The organism is Clostridium sp. TJA038, from assembly GCF_058310255.1.
In genome coordinates this window covers 13,227-36,968 of sequence record NZ_JBZEFA010000008.1, presented here as the reverse complement: position 1 = coordinate 36,968, position 23,742 = coordinate 13,227, and the positions used below count along the sequence as shown (strand labels likewise).

The 23,742-nt window shown below is 27.7% G+C and carries 25 protein-coding genes; 5 read left to right on the top strand and 20 right to left on the bottom strand.

What is annotated here, in order from left to right; genetic code table 11:
* Nucleotides 1-16: 16 nt before the first annotated feature.
* On the top strand, nt 17-874 hold the full coding sequence (locus AC4FQV_RS10595; RefSeq protein WP_491140114.1) for a tagatose bisphosphate family class II aldolase: 858 nt from the start codon (nt 17-19) through the stop codon (nt 872-874).
* A gap of 37 nt (nt 875-911) precedes the next feature.
* Here AC4FQV_RS10595 and AC4FQV_RS10590 read toward each other — a convergent pair whose 3' ends face one another.
* The 14 genes from AC4FQV_RS10590 to AC4FQV_RS10525 form a co-directional block, all read right to left on the bottom strand.
* Nucleotides 912-1,637, bottom strand: a complete 726-nt coding sequence (locus AC4FQV_RS10590) for a GntR family transcriptional regulator (RefSeq protein WP_491165469.1) — start codon at nt 1,635-1,637, stop codon at nt 912-914.
* A gap of 607 nt (nt 1,638-2,244) precedes the next feature.
* Nucleotides 2,245-3,045 carry a pyrroline-5-carboxylate reductase gene (gene proC, locus AC4FQV_RS10585; protein WP_491140116.1) on the bottom strand — a complete coding sequence of 267 codons (801 nt, stop codon included), beginning with the start codon at nt 3,043-3,045 and terminating at the stop codon, nt 2,245-2,247.
* Nucleotides 3,046-3,185: 140 nt separating this feature from the next.
* Nucleotides 3,186-4,520, bottom strand: coding sequence for a replicative DNA helicase (locus tag AC4FQV_RS10580; RefSeq protein WP_491140117.1), 1,335 nt, complete (start codon nt 4,518-4,520; stop codon nt 3,186-3,188).
* A 397-nt stretch (nt 4,521-4,917) separates the two neighbouring features.
* The gene (gene lonC / locus AC4FQV_RS10575; protein WP_491165468.1) at nt 4,918-6,816 is read right to left on the bottom strand and encodes a Lon family ATP-dependent protease; all 1,899 of its coding nucleotides are present in this window, start codon (nt 6,814-6,816) and stop codon (nt 4,918-4,920) included.
* A 15-nt stretch (nt 6,817-6,831) separates the two neighbouring features.
* Nucleotides 6,832-7,278, bottom strand: a complete 447-nt coding sequence (gene rplI / locus AC4FQV_RS10570; protein WP_491140120.1) for a 50S ribosomal protein L9 — start codon at nt 7,276-7,278, stop codon at nt 6,832-6,834.
* On the bottom strand, nt 7,250-9,238 hold the full coding sequence (locus AC4FQV_RS10565) for a DHH family phosphoesterase (RefSeq protein WP_491165467.1): 1,989 nt from the start codon (nt 9,236-9,238) through the stop codon (nt 7,250-7,252). The genes rplI and AC4FQV_RS10565 overlap by 29 nt, the downstream gene beginning before the upstream one ends.
* Before the next feature lie 32 nt (nt 9,239-9,270).
* Nucleotides 9,271-10,266 carry a YybS family protein gene (locus tag AC4FQV_RS10560; RefSeq protein ID WP_491140122.1) on the bottom strand — a complete coding sequence of 332 codons (996 nt, stop codon included), beginning with the start codon at nt 10,264-10,266 and terminating at the stop codon, nt 9,271-9,273.
* An 18-nt stretch (nt 10,267-10,284) separates the two neighbouring features.
* On the bottom strand, nt 10,285-10,602 hold the full coding sequence (locus AC4FQV_RS10555; protein ID WP_491140123.1) for a MazG-like family protein: 318 nt from the start codon (nt 10,600-10,602) through the stop codon (nt 10,285-10,287).
* Between the two features lie 253 nt (nt 10,603-10,855).
* Nucleotides 10,856-11,098 (bottom strand): 30S ribosomal protein S18, encoded by a 243-nt coding sequence (gene rpsR / locus AC4FQV_RS10550; protein ID WP_003451020.1) that lies wholly within the window; start codon nt 11,096-11,098, stop codon nt 10,856-10,858.
* A gap of 30 nt (nt 11,099-11,128) precedes the next feature.
* The gene (locus tag AC4FQV_RS10545; protein WP_003451037.1) at nt 11,129-11,581 is read right to left on the bottom strand and encodes a single-stranded DNA-binding protein; all 453 of its coding nucleotides are present in this window, start codon (nt 11,579-11,581) and stop codon (nt 11,129-11,131) included.
* A gap of 13 nt (nt 11,582-11,594) precedes the next feature.
* Nucleotides 11,595-11,882, bottom strand: a complete 288-nt coding sequence (gene rpsF / locus AC4FQV_RS10540; RefSeq protein ID WP_003479405.1) for a 30S ribosomal protein S6 — start codon at nt 11,880-11,882, stop codon at nt 11,595-11,597.
* Between the two features lie 146 nt (nt 11,883-12,028).
* Nucleotides 12,029-12,238 (bottom strand): DUF951 domain-containing protein, encoded by a 210-nt coding sequence (locus tag AC4FQV_RS10535; protein ID WP_491140125.1) that lies wholly within the window; start codon nt 12,236-12,238, stop codon nt 12,029-12,031.
* Between the two features lie 30 nt (nt 12,239-12,268).
* Entirely contained in the window at nt 12,269-13,129 is an 861-nt protein-coding gene (locus tag AC4FQV_RS10530; RefSeq protein WP_491165466.1) for a mechanosensitive ion channel family protein, read from the bottom strand.
* A 26-nt stretch (nt 13,130-13,155) separates the two neighbouring features.
* Complete coding sequence (locus AC4FQV_RS10525; RefSeq protein ID WP_491165465.1) at nt 13,156-13,389, bottom strand: putative Se/S carrier protein; 234 nt, start codon at nt 13,387-13,389, stop codon at nt 13,156-13,158.
* 156 nt (nt 13,390-13,545) lie between these two features.
* On the opposite strand from AC4FQV_RS10525, the gene AC4FQV_RS10520 reads away from it, so the two are divergent.
* Genes AC4FQV_RS10520 through yyaC form a run of 4 tightly spaced genes read left to right on the top strand, consistent with a single transcriptional unit; the run spans nt 13,546 to nt 17,082 of the window.
* Nucleotides 13,546-14,193 (top strand): LysE family translocator, encoded by a 648-nt coding sequence (locus AC4FQV_RS10520; RefSeq protein WP_491140128.1) that lies wholly within the window; start codon nt 13,546-13,548, stop codon nt 14,191-14,193.
* A 10-nt stretch (nt 14,194-14,203) separates the two neighbouring features.
* On the top strand, nt 14,204-15,364 hold the full coding sequence (locus AC4FQV_RS10515) for an aminotransferase class V-fold PLP-dependent enzyme (RefSeq protein WP_491165464.1): 1,161 nt from the start codon (nt 14,204-14,206) through the stop codon (nt 15,362-15,364).
* A gap of 13 nt (nt 15,365-15,377) precedes the next feature.
* Complete coding sequence (ytvI, locus tag AC4FQV_RS10510) at nt 15,378-16,442, top strand: sporulation integral membrane protein YtvI (protein ID WP_491165463.1); 1,065 nt, start codon at nt 15,378-15,380, stop codon at nt 16,440-16,442.
* Between the two features lie 49 nt (nt 16,443-16,491).
* Nucleotides 16,492-17,082 carry a spore protease YyaC gene (yyaC, locus tag AC4FQV_RS10505; RefSeq protein WP_491140132.1) on the top strand — a complete coding sequence of 197 codons (591 nt, stop codon included), beginning with the start codon at nt 16,492-16,494 and terminating at the stop codon, nt 17,080-17,082.
* 82 nt (nt 17,083-17,164) lie between these two features.
* Here yyaC and AC4FQV_RS10500 read toward each other — a convergent pair whose 3' ends face one another.
* From AC4FQV_RS10500 to mnmE, 6 genes are all read right to left on the bottom strand, one after another.
* Complete coding sequence (locus AC4FQV_RS10500) at nt 17,165-17,662, bottom strand: DUF4446 family protein (RefSeq protein WP_491140133.1); 498 nt, start codon at nt 17,660-17,662, stop codon at nt 17,165-17,167.
* A 48-nt stretch (nt 17,663-17,710) separates the two neighbouring features.
* Nucleotides 17,711-18,571: a ParB/RepB/Spo0J family partition protein gene (locus tag AC4FQV_RS10495; protein WP_491165462.1), complete on the bottom strand. Its 861-nt coding sequence runs from the start codon at nt 18,569-18,571 to the stop codon at nt 17,711-17,713.
* On the bottom strand, nt 18,564-19,343 hold the full coding sequence (locus AC4FQV_RS10490) for a ParA family protein (RefSeq protein WP_491140135.1): 780 nt from the start codon (nt 19,341-19,343) through the stop codon (nt 18,564-18,566). Before AC4FQV_RS10490 ends, AC4FQV_RS10495 begins: the two co-directional genes overlap by 8 nt.
* Nucleotides 19,344-19,524: 181 nt before the next feature.
* Nucleotides 19,525-20,244: a 16S rRNA (guanine(527)-N(7))-methyltransferase RsmG gene (gene rsmG, locus AC4FQV_RS10485; RefSeq protein WP_491165461.1), complete on the bottom strand. Its 720-nt coding sequence runs from the start codon at nt 20,242-20,244 to the stop codon at nt 19,525-19,527.
* A gap of 179 nt (nt 20,245-20,423) precedes the next feature.
* On the bottom strand, nt 20,424-22,313 hold the full coding sequence (gene mnmG / locus AC4FQV_RS10480) for a tRNA uridine-5-carboxymethylaminomethyl(34) synthesis enzyme MnmG (RefSeq protein WP_491140137.1): 1,890 nt from the start codon (nt 22,311-22,313) through the stop codon (nt 20,424-20,426).
* Nucleotides 22,314-22,327: 14 nt separating this feature from the next.
* The gene (mnmE, locus tag AC4FQV_RS10475; RefSeq protein ID WP_491165460.1) at nt 22,328-23,704 is read right to left on the bottom strand and encodes a tRNA uridine-5-carboxymethylaminomethyl(34) synthesis GTPase MnmE; all 1,377 of its coding nucleotides are present in this window, start codon (nt 23,702-23,704) and stop codon (nt 22,328-22,330) included.
* Nucleotides 23,705-23,742: the final 38 nt, after the last annotated feature.

Below are 23,742 nucleotides of genomic sequence, written 5' to 3'. Positions count from 1 at the left end.
ATGAGAGGTGTTTTTTATGAATAATATAAAATCTACAAAGGATATGCTTTTAAGAGCTAAAAAAGGTAATTATGCTATACCTGCTTTTAACATACACAATCTAGAAACTTTTCAAGTAGTTGTTGAAACTGCAGCTTCACTTAAATCACCTGTAATAATAGCAGGAACTCCTGGAACTATAGATTATGCTGGTCCAGATTATATAGTAGCCATGGCTTCTGTAGCTTCTGAAAAATATGATATTCCAATAGCAATACATTTAGACCATTTTGAAAAACCAAGTCTTATAAAAGAGCATATAAAAACTGGATTTAAATCCTCTATGATAGATGCCTCTCATCTATCTTTTGAAGAAAATATAAAAACTGTCTTAGATGTTGTAAACTTTGCTCATAAATATGATGCTACAGTTGAAGCTGAACTTGGAAAATTAGTTGGCGTTGAAGATGACTTAATTGTAGATGAAAATGAAGGTGCATATACAGATCCTGATGCCGCTTTAGAATTTGTTGAAAGAACAAATATTGACTCTCTAGCTATAGCTATAGGAACAGCTCATGGATTATACAAGGGAACACCTAAACTAGATTTTGATAGATTAATTAAAATAAAAGAAAAAGTCTCTGTACCTTTAGTTTTACATGGTGCTTCAGATGTTCCTGATGAATTAGTAAAAAAAGCTATAAGCCTTGGTATATGTAAAGTTAATGTAGCAACAGATTTAAAAATACCTTTTTCTAATGCAGTTAAAGAATATTTTATTGCTAATCCTAAAGCTAATGACCCTAGAAAATATATGACTCCTGGGAAAGAAGCTATGAGAAAAATAGTTGAGCATAAAATACTTCTTTGTGGTAGTAATAACAAAGCTTAAAATAAAGAAGAGACATATTAATATGTCTCTTCTTTTATTAGTCTTCTTCTAAAACTACAGTATATTCAAATTTATCTCCTCTTGAAACACTTACTGTATATTCTATAACTCTTTCGCCTTCAAAAGTAATTCTTTCTATTTTCATAGCTGCTGTATTTTCTTTAACATTTAATAGCTTAGAATCACCTTCTGAAATTAATATTGGTTTAAAACTCTCCTTAGCCTTTGTTAAATTAACATTATAAATTTCTCTAAAAATGTCATACATAGGTCTTTCTTTAAGCCATTGTTCTTTTAAATCAATAAATCTATTTTGAGGCAAATAAGTACATTCCACCATCATAGGTGTTTCATTTGCTATTCTAAGTCTAATAATTTTATATACAAAGGCATTTTCATAAATACCTAAATTTTTACTTACCCTTTCACTAGCTTTAATTAAATCAAAGGATAATATTTGAGAAGAAGGCTTTTTGCCTAACTTTTTCATCTCCTCTGTAAAGCTATAAAACTTTAATAATTGTTGTTTATAAATTTTAGGAGATACAAATGTTCCTTTTCCTTGAATTTTATAAACATATTCTTTTCTCTCTAAATCTCCTATAGCTTGTCTAGCAGTAGTTCTACTTACATTATACTTTTCACAAAGTTCTCTCTCAGAAGGTAATTTATCACCTTCTTTAAGTTGTCCACTATTTATAAGGTCAATTAGCTCTGTCTCTAATTGGTGATAAAGTGCTATACCCCTGCTTTTTTTAAACATTCTTCCACCCCTAAATCTAATAATACTATTTATAGTGTTATCATATTTAGTATTTTTTTTCAATATTTTTATACTCAAAGTACAAATTCAAAATAAAGGCTATTAATTTAAATTGCTTTAATTAATATTTATCTTCGCCTTTAAATCTAAGGATATACCAAACTAAAAATATAGAAACTAAAATTAATAAAATAACTTCAAAAATTTTCATAAAACATTAAACCCTATTAACTTATTTTATTTTCTGTAATTGTATAAAATTAAAAATTTTATACATAGAAACAATTCAAATAAAAGAATATTTATTAAACTTTATTATCTAAATTATTGTTAATAATCCCCTAAATATTATTTGTATTATTATATGATTTGAAAAATTGAATAATACTTTTGATAATATTTTTTTGTTATATTATTTACATAGTTGATAAAATAAAAAGCCCCTAGAAAAATCTAGGGACTCTTGTAGGAGTTTTATTATGTTTTGTTTGTGTTTATTGTATTTGTTTGTCTTTTTTCAGTTCATGAATAATAACCAATCTTCTAATTGATAATGATTATCATGATTAAAGTATATATGTTTTTTTATTTTTTGTCAATAAAAACATTACATTTTTTTAGATTTTTTTGAACACTTCTTCATAGCATTCATAACAGAACTTCTAAAACCTGTTTCTTCTAATTCTAAAACAGCCTCAATTGTTGTCCCTCCAGGAGAGCAAACATTATCTTTTAATTTAGCAGGATGTTCTCCTGTTTCTAATACCATCTTAGCTGAACCTAAAACTGACTGTGCAGCTAATTTATATGCTTTTTCTCTACTTATACCTTCTCTTACTGCAGCATCTGCCATAGCTTCTATAAACATATAAACATAAGCTGGTGATGAACCACAAAGAGCTATGAACCCATGAAAGTCCTTTTCACTTAATACTTCTGACTTTCCAAAGGCATTAAATATATCCATAATTTCTTTTAATTCTTCATCACTTACTAACTTATTAGGGCAAATAGCACTCATAGCCTCTCCAACTAAAGCTGGTGTATTTGGCATAGTCTTAACTATTTTTGTATCCTTTTCAAACCATTTTTCAACATCACTTAAATTAATTCCTGCTGCTATAGTTACAATAGTTTTATTTAAATTAATACAATCTTTAATTTCTTTTATCACTTCTTTATACATATATGGCTTTACTGCAAGGAATATAATATCACTTTTATTACAAACCTCTTTATTATCAAGAGTTGTATTTATTCCTAATTGATTTTCTATTCTTTTTGCACTTTCCTTTCTTGAACAGGAAGCTATAATATTTTCCTTATCTACAATGCCAGACTTTAGTATTCCTAAAACCATAGCACTTCCCATGTTACCACAACCTATAAATCCTATCTTTTTATTCACAAATATCCTCTCCTTTAATAAAGATATAATTTACTTTATAAGTAATATTATTTAAAAATATAATCACTTAATTATTATATACATTTTAATATAGTGATACCAATAAATTTAGGGTATATCAAAAATGATATACCCTAAATTTATATATTCTTATGAATAGCTTCATAATCTGCAAATTTACTATATTGTCCAAGCCATGCAAGTTTAACAGTCCCAACTGGACCGTTTCTCTGCTTTGCTATTATACATTCTCCAACATTTTTATCTTCAGTTTCCTTATTATAATACTCATCTCTATACAAAAACATAACAAGGTCAGCATCTTGCTCTATTGAACCAGATTCTCTAAGGTCAGATAACATAGGTCTATGGTCTGCTCTTTGCTCTGGTGCACGTGAAAGCTGAGATAAGGCTACAACAGGACATTCCATTTCTTTAGCTATAGCTTTTATATTTCTTGAAATTTCTGCAACTTCTTGTTGTCTACTTTCACCACTTCCACTCATAAGTTGTAAGTAGTCAATTAAAATAAGGTCTATTCCATGCTCCATCTTCAATCTTCTACACTTAGACCTCATTTCCATTATAGAAACCCCAGCAGTATCATCTATGTATATTTTAGCTGAAGCTAAAGGACCAGATGCCTTAGCTATATTATCCCAGTCCTCTGGAGTTAACTTACCTGTTCTAAGACTTAACATATCAACATTAGCCTCTGAACATAATAACTTATAAGCTAACTGTTCCTTTGACATTTCTAAAGAAAATATAACAACGCTTTTTCCCTCTCTCAATGCAGCATGTTCAGCTATATTAAGAGCAAAAGTTGTTTTTCCCATAGAAGGTCTAGCAGCTATAAGTACCATATCACCCTTTTGAAATCCTGAAGTCATTTCATCTAAATCTTTAAATCCAGAACCAACTCCTGTAAGCTCTCCTTCATTATTAAATATAGCTTCAATTTGCTCAAATCCTCTTTCAAGAACAACACTTAAAGGTTCAAAATCATTTGAAGACCTTTTTTCAGACAAATCAAAGATTTTTTTCTCTGCAGAATCTATAACTTTTTCTACATCTTCTTGATTGTTATAACAGTTTTCTATAATTTCTGTAGAAGATTTTATAAGTCTTCTAAGGGTAGCTTTTTCATCAACTATTTTTATGTATGACTTTATATTAACTGTACTTAAAACAGAGGCACTTATTTCAGTTACATAACTTATACCCCCAGCCTTTTCTAATCTATCCGTAGCTTTTAAGTATTCTAAAAGAGTTAATTGATCTACTGCTTGATCTCTTTGATACATCTCAATTATGCTTTGAAATATTACCTTATGAGCATCTCTATAAAAAGAATCTTTATTTAGTGTTTCTGCCGCTTGAGCTATTGTTGTCTTATCTATTATCATTGCCCCTAAAACAGATTGTTCAGCTTCTATACTCTGTGGCAAACTTTTCATAACTGGTGCTTCCATCCTCTTTTCTTCTCCTCCTTTCCTTTAAATAATTTTCTAATATCATTAAAAGTTTATAAGATATTTTATATCTTATAAACTTTTATTAAGCTTTTTATTATATTATAAACACTTAAGTTATTAACCAATATATCTCAATTATGTTCTCTTATTTAAATTATAATCAAAATATAATACCCGTAATTTAATTTATTAATTAAAAGTAATATCAATAAAGTTAAAAATAAATTCTATTTAATTATATTGAAAATAATCCATAGATAATTTTGCTTTATCACAATATATATAATACATGAAAACTAATGAAAAACCTATAGTTTTATTTATAACTACATATATTTATAACTACATAAAAAAAGAAAAAGCCCTAAAAATAAATTTAGGCTTTTTCTTTCTTTTAATTAAAAGCTATTTCCATAAGTTCTTCTATAGAGCTTACAGCTTTAACTTCTATATCTTCTAATCCCTTAGGAATTTCATTTTCATTATCTTTAGGAACAGTTACTAACTTAATTCCTTTTCTTCTAGCTCCGTATATTTTTTCAAATATACCTCCAACAGGCTTGATTTTTCCTCTTAATGAAATTTCACCAGTTATAGCTAAATCTTGTCTTATTGGCTTATCTAATAAAGCACTCATTATACATATTGTAATAGCAGCTCCTGCTGAAGGACCATCTATCTTTCCTCCACCAATTACATTAACATGTATATCATAATCACTTATATCTTTATCAGTTAATCTTTTTATAACTGATGCTGCATTAAATACAGAATCTTTAGCCATTGAACCTGCAGTATCATTAAATCTTATTTTTCCTGCACCTTTTTTCTTAGCTTTAAAAGCAGTTGCTTCGATTTCTATTGTTGAACCTAAAAATCCTGAAACTCCAAGTCCATAAACATGACCAACCTCTTTTTCTTCTAAGTTTTCAATTATTTCATATGGCGTAAATCTTCCTATGCTTATAACTTCATTTAAATCCTTTGATGTTATCTCTAAATCTTCTGGAATTTCACCATCTAATCCATAAATAGCATGCCCATAAGCATCAGCTAAAATATTTACAGCTCTTCTACCTTCTATAGTATAAGATGCTATTTTCTTTTCTAATCCTTTTTCTAACTTAACGTTAAGTTTTTTAGCTGCATTTAATACTATCTTTTCAATATCCCTAGATGATAGTGGTTCAAAATAAACTTCTGTACATCTTGAACGAAGAGCAGGATTTATATCTCCTGGTTCTCTAGTAGTTGCTCCAATTAAAACAAAGTCTGCTGGCGCACCTTTTTCAAAAAGATATTTTATATATTTAGGTGTATTCTCATCATCTGGGTCATAGTAAGAAGAGGAAAATTCAACTCTCTTATCTTCTAAAACTTTTAAAAGTTTATTTTGAAGTATCTCGTCTAATTCTCCAATTTCATCTATGAATAATATTCCACCATGAGCCTCAGTAACTAAACCTGGTTTAGGTTCTGGAACACCAATTTCAGCCAAATCTCTTTTACTTCCTTGATATATTGGGTCATGTACTGAACCTAAAAGTGGATTTGTAATTTCTCTTGGGTCCCATCTTAAAGTTGTACCATTTACCTCTATAAATTTTGATTTATCATCAAAAGGAGTTGATTTTAATTTTTTAGCTGTTTCTAAAGCAATTCTTGCAGCTGTTGTTTTACCAACTCCTGGTGGCCCATAAAGTATTATGTGCTGTGGATATGGTGAAGCTAATTTTGAAAGAAGTGATTTTATAGCTCTTTCTTGCCCAACTACTTCTTCAAAAGAATCAGGTCTTAATAAAGACATTATATTTTTATTTGGAACTTTTTCATCTAATTCTTCAAGTTCTTCAAGTTTCTTTTCTGTCTTTGCATTCTCTGGACCTTTTTTCTTTTTCATTATGTTTACTCTAAGTTCATCAACATACTTTTCTTGCTTCTCCATTAAGAACTGTTCAACTTCTTTTTCTATTTTATTTTGAACATATCTTCTTGCAATAGCATCTGATATCATAGCACAAACATCTTCTAAAGCTTCATTTATATTTTCTTCAGTTGGAATTTCACTTAATCCCTTACCCTCTGAAACAATTTTGCTTAATCCATAAAGTTTTTCATAAGGATTTGCTGAATTTATATAATTTTGTACTTTAAATCTTATAACTCTTGCTCTGTATGCACCTTCATCTAATATATTATTTATTATATCTTTTAAGGCTTCAACTTGAGATTCTACTCCAAGTTCACTATTCATAACCTCTTGTAAAACCTCTAATTCTTTAATTGATTTCAAAATAGAATCCTCCTCTTATTGAACAGGAATAACCATAACCTTCATTTTTGTTGAAACTTCTGGATATAGTTTAACTTCTATGTTATAAGTTCCTGCAATTTTTATTGTATCCATAACAATTTTTTTCTTATCAACTTCTACATTGAATTGTTTTTTAATAAGACCTGCTACATCTTTGCTAGTTATAGCTCCAAATAGCTTTCCATTTTCTCCAGCCTTACCATCTATTTTTATAACCTTATCTTTTAAATCATTAGCTAAAGCTTGAGCAGCTTCTAACTCAGCTAACTTTTGTCTTCTTTCATTTTCTTTTTTATGATTTAATATGTGAAGATTATTCTCTGTTGCTTCTTGGGCTAACTTCTTTGGAAATAAAAAGTTTCTAGCATATCCATCTGATGCATTTATAACATCGCCTTTTTTACCTAATTTTTTAACGTCTTGAAGTAATATTACTTTCATTTTTTTCACCTTCCCTTGAGTTTTTTGCAATAGCTTCCTTAATTTTTTTAATAACTTCTTCTATAGTACTATTTTTCACCTTAGCTCCTGCCATGGTCATATGACCACCACCACCTAATTCTTCTAAGATAACTTGAACATTAATATCCCCTAAAGACCTTGCACTTATTGCAACATCTTCTCCTAATTTTATTAGTACAAAGGATGCTTGAATTCCAGTAATATTTAAAAGTTCATCAGCAGCTTGTGCAGCAACCACAGTATCCTTAATACTTTCTGGACATACTGCTATTGCAATTTTATTTTCTACTTTTGCAGATTTTATTACTTCTGCTTTTGCTATATAATTTTCTAAGTTATTACTAAATATCTTTTTAATCTCTACTGTATCTGCTCCTAATCTTCTTAAAAAAGAAGCAGCTTCAAAGGTTCTAACACCAGTTTTAAAAGAAAAATTCTTAGTATCTATATAAATACCTGCTAAAAGTCCTTCTGCCTCAATCCTTTTTAATTTAGGCTTATCTAACATGTATTGAACCATTTCAGTAACAAGTTCTGATGTAGAGGAAGCATAGACTTCTATATAGTTTAATAATGCACCTTTAATATCTTCAGGACTTCTTCTATGATGGTCTATAACAACCACCCTATCAACTAACTCTGTTAATTCTCTATCTAAGACATAGTTTGCACTATTAACATCTACAACTATAAGCAAAGTATTATCGTCTATATTTTTCTTAGCCTCCTCAGTAGATATAAAAAGATTATTATATTCTTTTTTTTCTTTAACCCTGTCTAAGAAAAACTCTATAGCATTAGTATCCTTTTCTAATACTATATTAACATTTTTTCCTAACTTCTTCACTACTGAAGCTAAACCAAAGGATGCTCCAAAACAATCCATGTCAGGATTTCTATGTCCCATTATATAAACTGTACTGCTTTCATAAACAAGTTCTTTTAAAACATGTGCAACAACCCTTGCTCTAACTCTTGTTCTTTTTTCAAGCTCTTTAGCATTTCCACCAAAGAACTCAATATTTTTTCCCGATTTAATAACTGCTTGGTCTCCACCTCTACCTAAAGCTAATTCCTTAGCTTTTGTAGCATCTTCTTGATTTTCAGAAGGAGTTTCTCCCCCTCTTCCAACACCTATACTTAAAGTTACCTCAATTTCATTTCCTAAGTTAATTTCTCTTATAGTATCTAGTATATCAAACTTTTTTGAAATTTCCTTAACAATAATTGAGTCATCTACAGATAGGATATATTTGCTATTATCATATTTTTTTATCATAGCATTTAAAGAATTCCCATAATTTTTTATTGTTCTCTCTATCTCAGCTATAAGTAGTGGCTTTTTATCATCATCTATGGTTTTTAAAACCTCACTAAAATTATCTACTTCTAAAAGCATAACACTTTCTTTTGTAGCCTTCTTTAAATAAGTTACATCATTAAAAAATACTAAAAAGCATTCTTCATCTGACACCTCTAGTTTTAATGATTCACTATAGACCTCATAAATATTATTTTTTATCTTTATATTTTGAGAATTTTCTTTACCAGTTCTAATTATTTTATCTAAGGCAACACCTTTTATAACAGATACTAAATTATTTTCTAATAGTTCTTCATTATTTATAAGTTTACTAAATTTATGATTGTACCATATAATCTCTCCTGTAGAATTTAATATGGTAAGTGGAAAAATTAAATTAAAAATATTATCCTTAATTTTTGTATCTATATTTTCATATAACTTATCTATTTTTTCTTCTTCATTTTTTTCTTCTCTTAAAAAATTAGATATTTTATATATTAAATATGTCATATAAGCTAAAGACAATATTAAAGATATTATTTTTAAATTTAAATTCCAAAATAACAAGCACAATAAAATTACAAGCGCAAAGTAAGCTAAAAATTTATTATAATCTTTTAATATTGATTTCATTTTAACAGCCCCTTACTAAATATAAATATTAGTTATTTGCTTCTCTTTTTTATTTTCTCCTTAATATAACTTCCTAAACTATTTGGGTCTACTCCTCTTATATCAAGTAAAACATCTAAAAGACCTAGTATTCCTAATAATTGAGAAATAGACATAACTGCTAATATACTAATAAAAACCACAAAAAAGTTTGAAAACTTATATTTATATTTTAAAAGGTATGAAATTACAGCCAAGCCTTGAATTACTAACATGAAAAATAATATATTCAAGCTAAGCATATAAATACCTTTATTAATCGCAACCCCTTTAGTTACTAAGAATACAAGAATAATATTTAATAATACAATTAAGGCAATTAATATTGGATTAAAAAACCACTTTGAAAAAGGTGGTAAACTATTTAATTTAAAGCCTAATCTATTAATAATGTATTTTCCTACAATGTAAACTAAAAATGTTCTAATGATTATAGAAATCCCTAAGACTATAGGCATCATACTTATTATAAAATTTGCATCAACAGATTTCATAAGTTCTAACATTTGAGTATTAGCTTGGGCATTTCCCATCATTTGTTGAGTTAAGTTTGCTGTTTCATTAAACATTTCTACCATTTCATTCACATAATCTTGAAAACTAATTCCTGTAAGTGAAGAAAATAATAATGCTAATTCTATAAAGATTCCAACTGTATTAGCAATCAATAAACTTACAAAGGATTTTACTCCTGAAAACTTCTTCTTTACACATATTCCTAAAACTAATCCTGTAATACCATTTAATAAAGCTATTTGAATTCCATATAAAACTCCCATAAAAAGCCCAACTAAAATTCCACTAATAATAATATTACAAAGAGAAATTTTAAAACTATACTTTACATATAGTATAGCTATAGGAATTGGAATTACAAAGTTTATTATACTTCCTACTACAGGTAAAGTTGAAAGCATCATAAATATAACAGTTAAAGCAACCATAACACCTGCTTGAACTATAGGTTTACTATTAAATTTTTCTTCCATATGTTCCTCCAAAATAAACTATCTTCTTTCTTTTAAATGATTAAATAACTTAGTTAAGTTACCTCCTTGCTTTTCTAAACTATCTTCTTCAACTATCCCAATTTTTAAACTTTTTTTAATTGTTTCATCCACTTCTATGGCAGAATGACCTAACTTATCTGCTAAAATGTATAGTAAAATAATCAAAGATGCTATACAGTTTACTATGGCATCTTTAGCCACATTACTACCCCTAGTTAAAAGTGTAAATAGCTCTCCTAAAATACAGATAATTTGCGCTTTTATCTCTTCAATAATCTTTATATCCCCCATGATATTAAAATTATCTTTTTTCATATTACCCTCCCAATTTATACCCTTTTATTGTATATATTTATTTTATTTATTTTTTTAATCTTATGCAATAAATGAGAACTAAATTAAAATATAAGCTAAAATCTTAAAAAATTTATACTTATACCTTAGTTATATGTTTTATTAAGTATACCTTTAATACAATAAGTGTACAAATAAATTTTATTTAATCATAATATAATTAAATAAATATATAATAAAAAAAACCCCTGAAAATATCAGGGGTTTGCAACCATTACTCAGTTGTGAATGGTAATAATGCGATATTTCTTGATCTCTTGATAGCATCTGTTAATTGTCTTTGATGCTTAGCACAAGTTCCAGAAATTCTTCTTGGTAATATTTTACCTCTTTCTGTGATGTATTTCTTTAATTTAGCTACATCTTTGTAATCTATTGATTCAGCTTTATCAACACAGAATATGCAAACTTTTTTTCTTGCTCTTCTGAATTTTCCGCCTCTTTTTACGTTACTCATCACGATTTCCCTCCTTACCTAAATTATGAATTAGAATGGAATGTCTCCATCATCAATTGGTGTCATATCATCATTACTATTGAATGATGAATCACTAAATGAATTGTCTGGCATACCGAAAGAACCACCGAAATCATTTCCTGAACCAAAACCAGAGTTACCTCTTGCTCCGCCATTTCCTGAATCGATAAAGTCAAAACTTTCAACAACTACATCAGTAGTGTATCTTCTAGTTCCATCTTGAGCTTCATAACTTCCAGTTCTTATATTACCTGAAACAGCCAATTGTCTGCCTTTAGTAATATATTGAGCTATTGTTTCACCAGTTTTTCCAAAAGCTATGCAACTGATAAAATCAGCTTCATCTTTTTTGAATTGTCTATTTACAGCTAATGTAAATCTTGCAACTGCTGTACCGCTTCCTGCTGCAAATCTAAGCTCTGGATCTTTAGTAAGTCTACCAATTAAAACTACTTTATTCATTTACGACCACCTCTTATTGCTCTTCTTTAACGATGATGTGTCTGATTATTCCGTCAGTTATTCCAAATACTCTGTCTAACTCTTTTGGTAATTCTGGGTTAGCAGTGAAGTTGATTAAAGTATAGTAACCTTCGTTAACTTTAGCGATTTCGTAAGCTAATTTTCTCTTACCCCAGAAATCAACATTGTCAACTGTACCATTTCCGTTTTCTATAACACCCTTGAATTTTTCGATTAAAGCTTTAACAGCTTCCTCGTCTAATGATGGGTGAGCTACGAATATAGTTTCATATTTTCTCATCATTTACACCTCCTCCCTCTGGACTACGGCTATGCTCTAGCATAGCAGGGATTACAATTAAATATTCTAACATTAAAAGATGGTTATTGCAACCCTATTTATAAAGGTAAATTTAACTTTTATAAATTTAATTTTTAAAAAAATAATTACATGATTTCTTCTTCTGGTGCCATTGATTTTATAATCTTTTTCACACCTTTTTGAAATTTACTTCTTGGAAGCATAACAATTCTTAAACAGCCTAAACATTTTATTTTAATATCAGCACCAACTCTTATTATTTCCCATGAATCACTACCACAAGGATGAGTCTTTCTCATTTTAACTATATCACCAACATAAAATTTATTTATCAAATTAAATAACCTCCTATATAAAATATAAATTTAATTTATTATTATATCTTTTATATATTTCTTTTTATCTAAAGCAATCTTAATTTTATTTCTTATTTCTAATTCAATCTCTAAACGTTTCATTGATTTAACTTTTCCACTAATTTTAAGATTAACATTAGAACTTGTTATGTCTGTAATTCCCCAAACCTTTAAAGGTTCTGTTACATCTTCATTTTCTTTACTGTATAAATCACAGACAGAATTTATGGTATCTATTACCTTACTTACATCTTCATTATAGGAAATTCCAATACTAATTTGAACCCTAATATCTCCCCTACAATGATTAGTAACCATTCTTATCATTCCATTTGGTATTATATGTAGTGAACCATCATAATCTCTAATTTCCGTACTTCTAAGGCCTATAACTTCAACTACTCCACTTACTCCTTCAATGGTTACAAAATCTCCAACATTATATTGATTATCAAATAATATAAAAATACCATTTATAACATCTTTGACAAAACTTTGAGCTCCTAAACCTACAGCAACACCACCTATGGATGCAAAGGCCCAAGATACATTTCCAAATATAATAGATAATATTGTAGTTATACCTATAAAATAAACTGAATACATTAAAATACTCTTTAAAAGCGAGCCTAAGGTATTTGCCTTTCTAGTATCTAAAGAAAACTTAAAGTTTGTTTCTATTTGTTTTTTTACAGCTTTATCTATCAATTTACTTCCCACTTTAATTATTAAAGCCATAAAAATTAATATTACACATATTGTTATAAATTTTTTTAATAAAAAATCAATTGTAGATAAAGATATTTTTATTTTACCAAACCTAATCTGGTCAAAGTCAAAATTAATTCCTAGCAGACTATCTAATAACATTAATCCACTCCCTATGATTTTAAAGCCTATTTATATACTTCAAATCCATTTTTTGTTATTGAATATATGTTTTTAAATTTAATATCTAAGCTTTCAATTTTTTCTATTTGGTCTTTATTAAAAGCTGCACTTATACCACAACTCTTAGTTATATATGTAGGCGTTGGCATAATTATAAAAGTTATACTATTCTCTTTTAATATTCTCTCACCTTCCATTGCCTCATGAGTATTATTAAACACCATAATAAAGTCCTTCATTATTTTTCCCTCCTAAAAGTCAATCATAATAATATTATACATATAAGTATATATTATAAAAGTTAACACTTTCAAAATAAGGGTGAAAGCTTTTCTATTTTGAACTATAATATAAATATGTAAATTTATAAAAACAACTGTTAAAGGAGTTTTGGTATGTCTTTTTTCTATTTAAAGGCGATTTTATCTGGACTTGTAACTGGACTTGTAGTTTCCATTCCATTAGGTCCTGCAGCAATAGAAGCTGCAACACAATCTCTAGATAAAGGATTTAAAAATGGCTTTGAAGTTTCCTTAGGAGCCATTGCCGCCGATTATTTGTACATATTATTAATAAACTTCGGAGTAGCCCAATTATTAAATTTAAATAAGTATGTAGAATGTGCCTTTTGGATTATTTCAGGCTTAGTACTTATACTAATCAACATATTATTTAAATCTTCTAAAAAAAGTTTAGATGAAAAATGTGTTGAAACCATAGGAAAACATAAAACTGGTAATGGTTTTATAAATGGCTTTTTAATGACCTTTGTAAATCCTATGACCTTATCAGTTTGGATGGCAGTAAGTGCTGGTATAATGAGCATTTGGAAACTATCTGGTAAGCACTTCTTTTTTGTTGCCATAATATCTATGTTTATAACTACTTTAGCTTGGTTTATATTTTTAAATTTTATGGCTGCTAAGGGCGGAAGTTTAGTAAAAAAAGAAATTACAGGTAAAGCTGATAAAAGTGTTAAATTCTTAATGATTTTACTTGGTTTAGGCTTTACAATATACGGAATAATTAAAATTTTCATGTGAGGTTTTTCTTATGGATAAAATATATTTTGATAATGCAGCAACAACTTTTCCTAAACCTAAAAATGTAATAAAAGCTATGATGAATTACATGAGTTTTGAAGGTGGAAGTGCAAATAGAGGTTCTTCTTCCTCCTCTCTACAAAGTAGCAGAATAGTTTATAACTGTCGCTATGAATTAGCTAATTTTTTTAATTTTCCTAAAAGTGAAAATGTTATTTTTACAAGTAATATTACAATGGCTTTAAATATGTTACTTTTAGGAATAATTAAACCTAACTGGCATATAATTACTACATCTATGGAACATAATTCTGTCTTAAGACCTTTATCAAAAATCACTAAAGAACTTCCTAATGTAGAACTAGATATAATTGAATGCGATTCTAAAGGTCTAGTATCTATAAAAAAAATTAAAGAAAAAATTAAAGAAAACACAAAGCTTATAATATTATCTCATGCTTCTAATTTAGTTGGAACAATTCAACCTATAAAAGAAATTGGTCATATTTGCAAAGAGAATAATATTTTCTTTATATTAGATTCTGCTCAAACAGCTGGTGTTATTCCAATTGATATGACAGATTTTAATATAAATGCTTTAGCCTTTACAGGGCATAAATCACTTTTAGGTCCTCAAGGAATAGGTGGTTTTATAATAGATGATAAACTAAATTCTATCTGCAAAAACATTTTTTCTGGTGGTACTGGAAGTAATTCCTCTTTAGTTGAACAACCTCAAGATTTACCTGATAAATTTGAATATGGAACTTTAAATACTCCTGGTATTATAGGTCTTTATGAAGGTATAAAATTTATAAAAAAAGAGGGAATAGAAAATATAAGGTTAAAAGAAGAAGAGCTTTGCCAAAAAGCTATGGATTTACTTAGTGAAATTCCTGAAATTAAGATTTATGGTCCTATGGATGCAAAAATGAAAACTTCAACAATTTCTTTCAATATTGAAGGCATGGACCCTGAGTTTGTAGGATTTTTATTAGATAGTGAATTTAATATAAGTTGTAGAACAGGACTTCATTGCACTCCTCTTGCACATAAAACAGTAGGTTCTTACCCTAGGGGAAGTATAAGAATAAGTTTAGGGTATTTTAACACCTTAGAAGAAGTGTATAGATTTGTTGAAGTTATAAAAGAAATAATTTCTAGGAGGTAGTCACTTCTAACTCATGAAAAATTTAATAATCGAAGGTAAAAAAATAAGTGTGTTTTTTCTTTTATACACACTTATATTTTTTATCTTTTTTAAAACTTTAAAATTTACTCTTCCTTTTATATTAGCTTTTATTTTTGCCTTAATACTAAAAATTCCAACAACTTACTTATTTAAAAAGCTAAAAATAAACATAGTATTAAGTTCTCTAATAATTAATTTTATATTTTTTTCTTTAATCTTATTATCTTTAATATTATTTATTATTTGCTTAATATATGAATCTTCTTCCTTAACTAACAATATTCAAGAATTTATCTCTAATAACTCTAAGGAAATACAAAATCAATTTAATACTTTTCAATTTTATATTCAAAGATTTTTTGCTAATTCAGAAACTTTAAATTTATTAAAGGAAATTTTAACTTCTTCCTTTAAAGAACTTACAAAGATTTTTATTTCTTTTAGCACCTTAATAATTCAACAAATTTTTTTATTCGTAAGTTATCTTCCATATACTATTATGGTAATTATATTTACAATACTATCTACCTATTTTTTAACTAAAGAACTAGTTAACTTTAAATTTAGAGAGCTAATATATGAATATTTTAGTATAAAAAAAAGCGAAAAAATATTCTTACTAATTGTTGAAATAAAAAAAATGTTTTTAAATTACTGTTTATCATATTTAATTTTAATTTTAATATCATTTTTTATAAGCTTTATAAGCTTTTCTATTTTAGGTATTAAATATTCTCTTTTATTAAGTTTTTTGGCAGCTTTATTAGATTTAGTTCCTGTTTTAGGAATGCCTCTTATATATTTTCCACTTATATTTATATACTATATTAATGGAAATATTTTAACTTCTCTTTTTTTATTATTAATTTATATTTTTATATTTTTATTTAGACAATTTTTAGAACCTAAGTTAATGTCATCAACCTTAGGAATACATCCATTAATAATGTTAATATGTATATTTATAGGTATAGAAACTATGGGCTTTTTAGGAGTTTTATTTTTAATATTTTTAGTGCTTTTTTTTAAAATTCTAAGAAAAGTTAATATTTTATAGTATATACTTAATTTTAATGGTAATAATTTCTAATAAGGAAGGTGATATAATGTGTGCAGATTTTTGTGTAAATTCTTTAGATTCAAAAGCAGCCTTTAAAATTAGAGATTATCTTTGTGAAGAATTATCTGAAATAATAAAATCTAATAGACCAATAATTTTTCTTTGTATAGGTTCTGATAGGTCTACAGGAGACTCCTTAGGTCCCTTAGTAGGAGATAAAATTAAATTTTTATGTAAAGACAATATATTTGTATATGGCACTTTAGAAAATACTGTACATGCAGGTAATTTAAAAGAAACAATAAAATTCATAAAATCAAAACATAAAAAACCCTTTATTATATCAATAGATGCATCTTTAGGGTCAGTTGACTCTGTTGGAAATGTAATTATAGAAAGAAAGCCTCTTAAACCTGGTAAAGCACTTAATAAAGATTTGCCTGAAATAGGAGATTTAAGAATACTAGGCTTTGTAAATATCACAGGTTCTCTAGATTTTATGATTTTACAAAATACTAGATTATATACTGTAATGCTACTTGCAAAAACAATATCTAGCGGAATTCATCATTGTGTATTAAAATCTAAAGGTTTTAAAAATAATTTATTAGATACTACTTTAAAAAATATTCTTTAAATCAATAAAAATGTTTCACGTGAAACATAAAAATAGGATATATTAAATAAGAAAATCTTATCTAATATATCCTATTTAAATTTTATTTATTCATTGCAGCATTTAACACATGTAATTCCTCTTCAGATAAATCATATCTAGATATTCCTTTATCTATTGGCTTAGCATATGTTGTACTATAATCTCTTCCATAAATTCCTGTTAAGATTACTCCGTTATTTTCTCCATCTAATAATGCAACTGAAAAGCTTAAATCACTACCTACATCTTCAAAGGCTTTATATCTTATAACAGATACTTTTTGAGTACATTTTTCAACTTTTTCTCTTAAAACTTTGTTTGTTTTTAAAGTTTCTTCTGAATTTTTTTCTACCTCTTCTACTTTATCAAAATAAGATTTAATAAGCTCTTCTAAATTTTTATTATTAACTCCCCTCATAAGTTTTCTAAATTTATTTTCAACTTTACTTAAACTTCTAAAAGCTACTATTAACATTATAAATTGAATTAATACTAATACTATTAATCCTATTGTAATATAAGTTGAATATTCTGTAAGTATATTTAGTATATTTTCCATGTGATTTATCATCCCTTCATATTTTTAAAATGTTTCACGTGAAACATTTTAAAGATTTATAATATCTAGTATTCTTTGTAAATCTTCTTCTGAATAGTACTCAATCTCTATTTTACCTTTATTTTTATTAGAATTTAAGTTAACCTTAGTTCCAAAATGATCTTGAAGTCTATCTCTTACATCTTTATAGTAAGGATTTAAAGGCTTTCTTCTTTTTGATGCATTTTCTTCAGCTACATTATTCATTAATTTTTTAACTAATTTTTCTGTTTCTCTAACAGATAAAGAATTATCTATTATTTTCTGTGACATTTTATATTGTTCTTCATTATCTAAAGATAATAAAGCTCTTCCATGTCCTTCAGAAATTACACCTTCTATAATATACTCTTTAACTCTATCATCTAATTTTAATAATCTCATAGTATTAGTTATAGAGGCTCTTGATTTACCCATAGTCTTTGAAAGTGATTCTTGAGTTAAAGAAAACTCTTTTAATAATCTTTCATAAGCTAAAGCTTCTTCTATAGGATTTAAATCTTCTCTTTGAATGTTTTCTATTAAAGAAACTTGTAATAACTTTTCATTTGAAATATTCATTATAACAGACGGAACTTCTTTTAAATTAGCTATTTTTGCTGCTCTAAATCTTCTTTCTCCTGCAATAATAGAATATCCAACTTCTTCTTTCTTTAATATTAAAGGTTGTATTATTCCATGTTCTTTTACAGATTCAGCTAACTCATTTAACTTATCATTATCAAAAAACTTTCTAGGTTGTTTACTATTAGCCTTAATATCTTTAAGGTCTATATTTATTATTCCATTATCTTTTATTTTATCTTCTTTAATATTATCTTCGGGAATTAATGCCCCTAAGCCTTTCCCTAAGCCAAATTTTTTAGCCATCTATATTCACTCCCTGTCTTTTTAGGAATTCCTCAGTTAAATTTTCATATGATTTAGCACCTCTACACTTTTCATCATAAAGGCATATTGGTAGTCCAAAACTAGGTGCTTCTGCTAATCTAACATTTCTAGGAATAGTTGTTTCATACAACCTATCTTTAAAATATTCTTTAACTTCCTTATAAACCTCTGTACTTAAGTTTGTTCTAGAATCATACATGGTCATAACTACACCTTCTATATCTAAGTCCTTATTTAAAGACTTTTTAACTAAATTTATTGTATTTATTAATTGTCCAACTCCTTCTAAAGCATAATATTCTGCTTGTATAGGTATTAAAACACTATGAGAGGCAACTAAAGCATTAATTGTTAAAACACCTAGAGATGGAGGACAGTCAATAAATATAAAATCAAATTTATCCTTAATTTTATCTATTGCATTTTTAAGTATATGCTCTCTATCTTTTCTATCTATAATTTCTACCTCTGCACCAGCTAGTTCCATTCTTGCTGGAACAACATAAAGATTATCAACTAATTCACATTTTTTTATTATGTTTTCAATATTTTCTCCTTCTGTTAGCAACTCATATATAGACTTGTCTAATTTTCTTTTATCTATACCTAAGCCACTTGTAGTGTTTCCTTGAGGGTCTATATCTATAGCTAAAACTTTAAATCCCTGCATAGCTAAGTATGAACATAAATTTATATTTGTTGTTGTTTTTCCAACTCCACCTTTTTGATTAAAAACACAAATTGTTTTCATTAAAATCATCCAAGAATAACATATTCTTGAACATTCACCTCCCTTCTAATACATCTATTTTATTATATATTTTTACATTACATAATAAAAGATGATATTTGTTATTTATCCTTAAAAAAATGAAAAAAATAGAAATGTTTCACGTGAAACATTTCTATTTTTATATTAATAAACATCATATTTATTTTAATGGTTTTTTTGTTACATTTCCTGCTTTTCTAGGGTAAGTCTTAGGAGTACTTTTTATTTTATCTATTATAACTAAATTGTGATTTAAATCCGTACCTTCAATCTCTACTTCAGTTATCCCTTTAAGTTTACCACCTAAGGTTCCAATTGCATTTTTAGCTTCATTTAATTCTTCAGTTATATTAGGTCCTTTTAATGCTATAAAATTTCCATTAACCTTTACATAAGGAATACAAAATTCACTTAAAACACACATATTTGCAACAGCTCTTGATGTTGCAATATCAAAACTTTCTCTTAACTCTTTTTTTCTTGCTCCATCCTCTGCTCTAGAATGTATAGTTTCAACATTTTTTAAACCTAATTTATTTATAACTTCATTTAAAAAATTTATTCTTTTATTTAAAGAATCTAATAAGGTAACTTCAACTTCTTCTCTCATAATAGCTATAGGTAATCCTGGAAATCCAGCACCTGTTCCAACATCTATTACAGTTTTAGCATTTTTAAATTCTTCAGCTTTAAAGGCTTTTATACAATCTATAAAATGCTTCTTTATAATTTCTTCATCCTCAGTTATAGCAGTTAAGTTTATTTTTTCATTCCATTCTTTTAATAAATCTTTATATAGCATAAATTTTTCATATTTATCTTCATTAAATTCCATATTTACACTATCACATGCTTTTTTCATTAAATCAAAATATTGCATTTTTAATCCTCCAAATTTAAGATTATGAAAAAGTATATTATAAATTTTATTTTCTACTAAAAAACTAAAGTTATCCACAGGTGGATAACTTTTTAAAAGTGTTAAAACAGCACCTTTTTAAGTTTTTTCACAATACTTATCCACAGGTGCTGTTGAAAACTTCTTAATAACTTTTTTACTTACTTATTATTCTTTTCAGTTTTTCTATAATGCTCTAAGAATATTAAAAGAACTGATATATCCGCTGGGGATACCCCTGATATTCTTGATGCTTGACCTATGTTTAAAGGTCTTATTTTATTTAGCTTTTGTATTGCCTCTATTCTTAAACTATTTACATCATTATAATCTAAATCTTCAGGAAGAACTTTTTTCTCAAACTTTTTAAATTGAGCTACTTGTTCTAATTGAGTTTGAATATATCCTTCATATCTAGCTATTATGTTTATTTGCTCTCCAATATCTTTTGGTAAATCAGGTCTTTCTGGGTCTAAACACGCTAATGAAAAATAATCTAACTCTGGTCTTTTTATAAGTTCATACATCTTTATTGGCTTTTTAAGTTCTGTTGAACCTAACTCAACTATCTTCTCATTATTTTCAGCTTTATTAGTTATTTGAAGTTCTTTAAGTCTTTCAAGTTCTTTTTCTAAATTATGTTTTCTTTCTTTAAACTTCTTCCATCTTTCTTCAGTAACTAAGCCTACTTTATGACCTATTTCAGTTAATCTAAAGTCAGCATTATCCTGTCTTAATAATAATCTATACTCTGCTCTTGATGTCATCATTCTATAAGGTTCATTAGTTCCCTTAGTTATTAAATCATCAATTAAAACTCCTACATATCCATCTGACCTTGTTAAAATCATTGGCTCTTTACCTTGAACTTTTAAAGCTGCATTTATACCTGCCACTATTCCTTGAGCACCAGCCTCTTCATAGCCTGAGCTACCATTTATTTGACCTGCACTAAAGAATCCATCAATATTTTTAAATTCTAATGAAGCCTTTAATTGTGTTGGGTCTATACAATCATATTCAATTGCATAAGCAGTTCTCATAATTTCAGCATTCTCAAGTCCTGGAACTGTTTTTAACATTTTAACTTGAACATCTTCTGGAAGAGATGAAGACATTCCTCCAACATACATTTCTTCTGTATCATCACCTTCTGGCTCTATAAAGATTTGATGTCTATCTTTATCTTGGAATCTCATTACTTTATCCTCTATTGAAGGGCAGTATCTTGGTCCAACACCTTTTATGCTACCATTATACATTGGTGATCTATGTATATTTTCTTGAATTACCTTATGTGTTTCCTCATTGGTGTAAGTTAACCAACATGAAACTTGCTCTCTATATATGTCTCCACTTATAAAAGAAAATGGTATTATTTCTTCATCTCCTGGTTGCTCTATCATTTTAGAGAAATCCACACTTCTTTTATTTACTCTAGCTGGAGTACCAGTTTTAAATCTTCTAAGGTCAATTCCTAAATCTATTAATGATTTTGAAAGTTCAGTAGCATTACTAAGTCCATTTGGCCCTTGGCTATAGCTAACATCTCCAATTATTATTCTACTTTGTAAGTATGTTCCACTTGTCATTATAACGGCTTTACACTCAAAAAAACCACCATTTTTAGTTAACACACCTTTAACTTTTCCCTCTTCAACTTCAACAGCTACTACTTCTAACTGTCTTAAATAAAGATTTTCTTGTGTTTCTAAAACTCTTTTCATTCTTTCTTGATATTTTTTCTTATCAGCTTGTGCTCTCAAAGAGTGTACAGCAGGTCCTTTAGAGGTATTTAACATCTTAGACTGGATGAAGGTATGGTCTATATTAACACCCATTTCTCCACCTAAAGCATCTATTTCTCTAACTAGATGTCCCTTAGCAGTTCCACCAATATTAGGATTACATGGCATCATAGCAACAGAATCTAATGTTAATGTGCAAACTAAAGTTTTACATCCCATTCTAGCTGCAGCTAATCCTGCTTCACAACCTGCATGACCAGCACCTATAACAACTATATCATAACTTCCTGCATCATATCTCATATTTAATCATTCTCCTATTTTCCACAACAAAACTCTGCAAATATTTTGTTTACTAAATCTTCTTCTAATTCAGCTCCTGTTATTTCTCCTAATGCTCTTAAGGCAGAAGTAACATAAATTGAAACTAAATCTAAGAATTCATTGTTATTAAGTCCTTTTAATGCCCCTTCTAAATTTTCAGAAGCTCTATATAAAGCTTCTTTGTGTCTTGTATTAGTTACCATAACACTTTCTGCATCAATTGAACCATTAAAAAATAATTCTTTTATTTTATCTTTTAAAGCATCTATACCAAAACCAGTTTTTGCAGATAACTCGATTTTATTTTCTAAGTTATCCACAATATCTGAGGATAACTTTCTATCTAAATCAACTTTATTTAAAAGTACTATGTATTTTCTATCTTTAATATAATCGATAATTTCTTTATCCTCATCATCTAGTTCTCTACTTGTGTCTAGCATAAGTATAACTAAATCAGCTTCATTTATCTTTTCCTTAGACTTTTCAACACCTATTTTTTCTACAACATCCTCTGTTTCTCTTATTCCCGCTGTATCTACTAATCTAACAGGTATTCCATCTAAGTTTATATATTCTTCTATTACATCTCTTGTAGTACCAGCTATATCAGTTACTATAGCTCTCTTTTCATTTAATAAAGCATTTAAAAGAGATGACTTTCCAACATTAGGTTTTCCAACTATAACCATGCTCAATCCATCTCTAATAAGTTTCCCTTCATCTGCTGTATCAATTAAATGGTCAACTTTATCTTTAAGAGTTATAACATCCTCTTTAACTTTAACTGGTATAGTTTCATCTGGTTCCTCATCATCTTCTGTAAAATCAACAGCATATTCTATTAAAGCTAGTATATCTAAAGCTTCTTTTCTAAGATTGTTTATTTCATTAGAAAGTCTTCCTTGACTTTGAGTCATAGCTGACTTCATTGAAAGCTCAGTTTTTGCAGTTATTATATCCATAACAGCTTCTGCTTGGCTTAAATCTATTCTACCATTTAAAAAGGCTCTTTTTGTAAATTCACCAGGCTCTGCAAGTCTTGCTCCTGCTTTTATTACATTTTGTAATACCTTATTAGTAGCTACTATACCACCATGACAGTTTATCTCTACTGTATCTTCAGCAGTAAAACTTCTAGGCCCCTTCATAAAGCTCACTATAACTTCATCTATAACTTCATTATTTTCATCTATCATATGACCATATCTCATTGTATATGGTTTTATGTCTAATAAATCTTTTCCATTTATTCCTCTGAATATTTTATTTACAATCTCAAGAGCTTTATTTCCTGATACTCTAATTATAGCTATTCCACCTTCTCCTAATGCTGTAGCTATAGCAGCAATAGTATCGAATTCTTTCATAAGCTCCTCCTTATATAATTATATTCTCAAATTTGAAC

Coding starts and splice junctions, on each gene's coding strand:
- AC4FQV_RS10560 (WP_491140122.1), bottom strand. CDS start 10,266: ATGGAAGAAAAATTTAATAGTAAACCTATAGTTCAAGCAGGTGTTATG.
- rsmG (WP_491165461.1), bottom strand. CDS start 20,244: ATGCAATATTTTGATTTAATGAAAAAAGCATGTGATAGTGTAAATATG.
- AC4FQV_RS10580 (WP_491140117.1), bottom strand. CDS start 4,520: ATGGAAGCACCAGTTATGAAAAGTTTGCCACAGAGTATAGAAGCTGAA.
- rpsR (WP_003451020.1), bottom strand. CDS start 11,098: ATGAGTAACGTAAAAAGAGGCGGAAAATTCAGAAGAGCAAGAAAAAAA.
- AC4FQV_RS10555 (WP_491140123.1), bottom strand. CDS start 10,602: ATGAAAAAAGATAATTTTAATATCATGGGGGATATAAAGATTATTGAA.
- AC4FQV_RS10500 (WP_491140133.1), bottom strand. CDS start 17,662: ATGGAAAATATACTAAATATACTTACAGAATATTCAACTTATATTACA.
- AC4FQV_RS10490 (WP_491140135.1), bottom strand. CDS start 19,343: ATGAAAACAATTTGTGTTTTTAATCAAAAAGGTGGAGTTGGAAAAACA.
- AC4FQV_RS10520 (WP_491140128.1), top strand. CDS start 13,546: ATGTCTTTTTTCTATTTAAAGGCGATTTTATCTGGACTTGTAACTGGA.
- rplI (WP_491140120.1), bottom strand. CDS start 7,278: ATGAAAGTAATATTACTTCAAGACGTTAAAAAATTAGGTAAAAAAGGC.
- AC4FQV_RS10530 (WP_491165466.1), bottom strand. CDS start 13,129: ATGTTATTAGATAGTCTGCTAGGAATTAATTTTGACTTTGACCAGATT.
- AC4FQV_RS10545 (WP_003451037.1), bottom strand. CDS start 11,581: ATGAATAAAGTAGTTTTAATTGGTAGACTTACTAAAGATCCAGAGCTT.
- yyaC (WP_491140132.1), top strand. CDS start 16,492: ATGTGTGCAGATTTTTGTGTAAATTCTTTAGATTCAAAAGCAGCCTTT.
- AC4FQV_RS10495 (WP_491165462.1), bottom strand. CDS start 18,571: ATGGCTAAAAAATTTGGCTTAGGGAAAGGCTTAGGGGCATTAATTCCC.
- ytvI (WP_491165463.1), top strand. CDS start 15,378: ATGAAAAATTTAATAATCGAAGGTAAAAAAATAAGTGTGTTTTTTCTT.
- AC4FQV_RS10565 (WP_491165467.1), bottom strand. CDS start 9,238: ATGAAATCAATATTAAAAGATTATAATAAATTTTTAGCTTACTTTGCG.
- mnmG (WP_491140137.1), bottom strand. CDS start 22,313: ATGAGATATGATGCAGGAAGTTATGATATAGTTGTTATAGGTGCTGGT.
- AC4FQV_RS10590 (WP_491165469.1), bottom strand. CDS start 1,637: ATGTTTAAAAAAAGCAGGGGTATAGCACTTTATCACCAATTAGAGACA.
- AC4FQV_RS10525 (WP_491165465.1), bottom strand. CDS start 13,389: ATGAAGGACTTTATTATGGTGTTTAATAATACTCATGAGGCAATGGAA.
- AC4FQV_RS10595 (WP_491140114.1), top strand. CDS start 17: ATGAATAATATAAAATCTACAAAGGATATGCTTTTAAGAGCTAAAAAA.
- mnmE (WP_491165460.1), bottom strand. CDS start 23,704: ATGAAAGAATTCGATACTATTGCTGCTATAGCTACAGCATTAGGAGAA.
- rpsF (WP_003479405.1), bottom strand. CDS start 11,882: ATGAGAAAATATGAAACTATATTCGTAGCTCACCCATCATTAGACGAG.
- AC4FQV_RS10515 (WP_491165464.1), top strand. CDS start 14,204: ATGGATAAAATATATTTTGATAATGCAGCAACAACTTTTCCTAAACCT.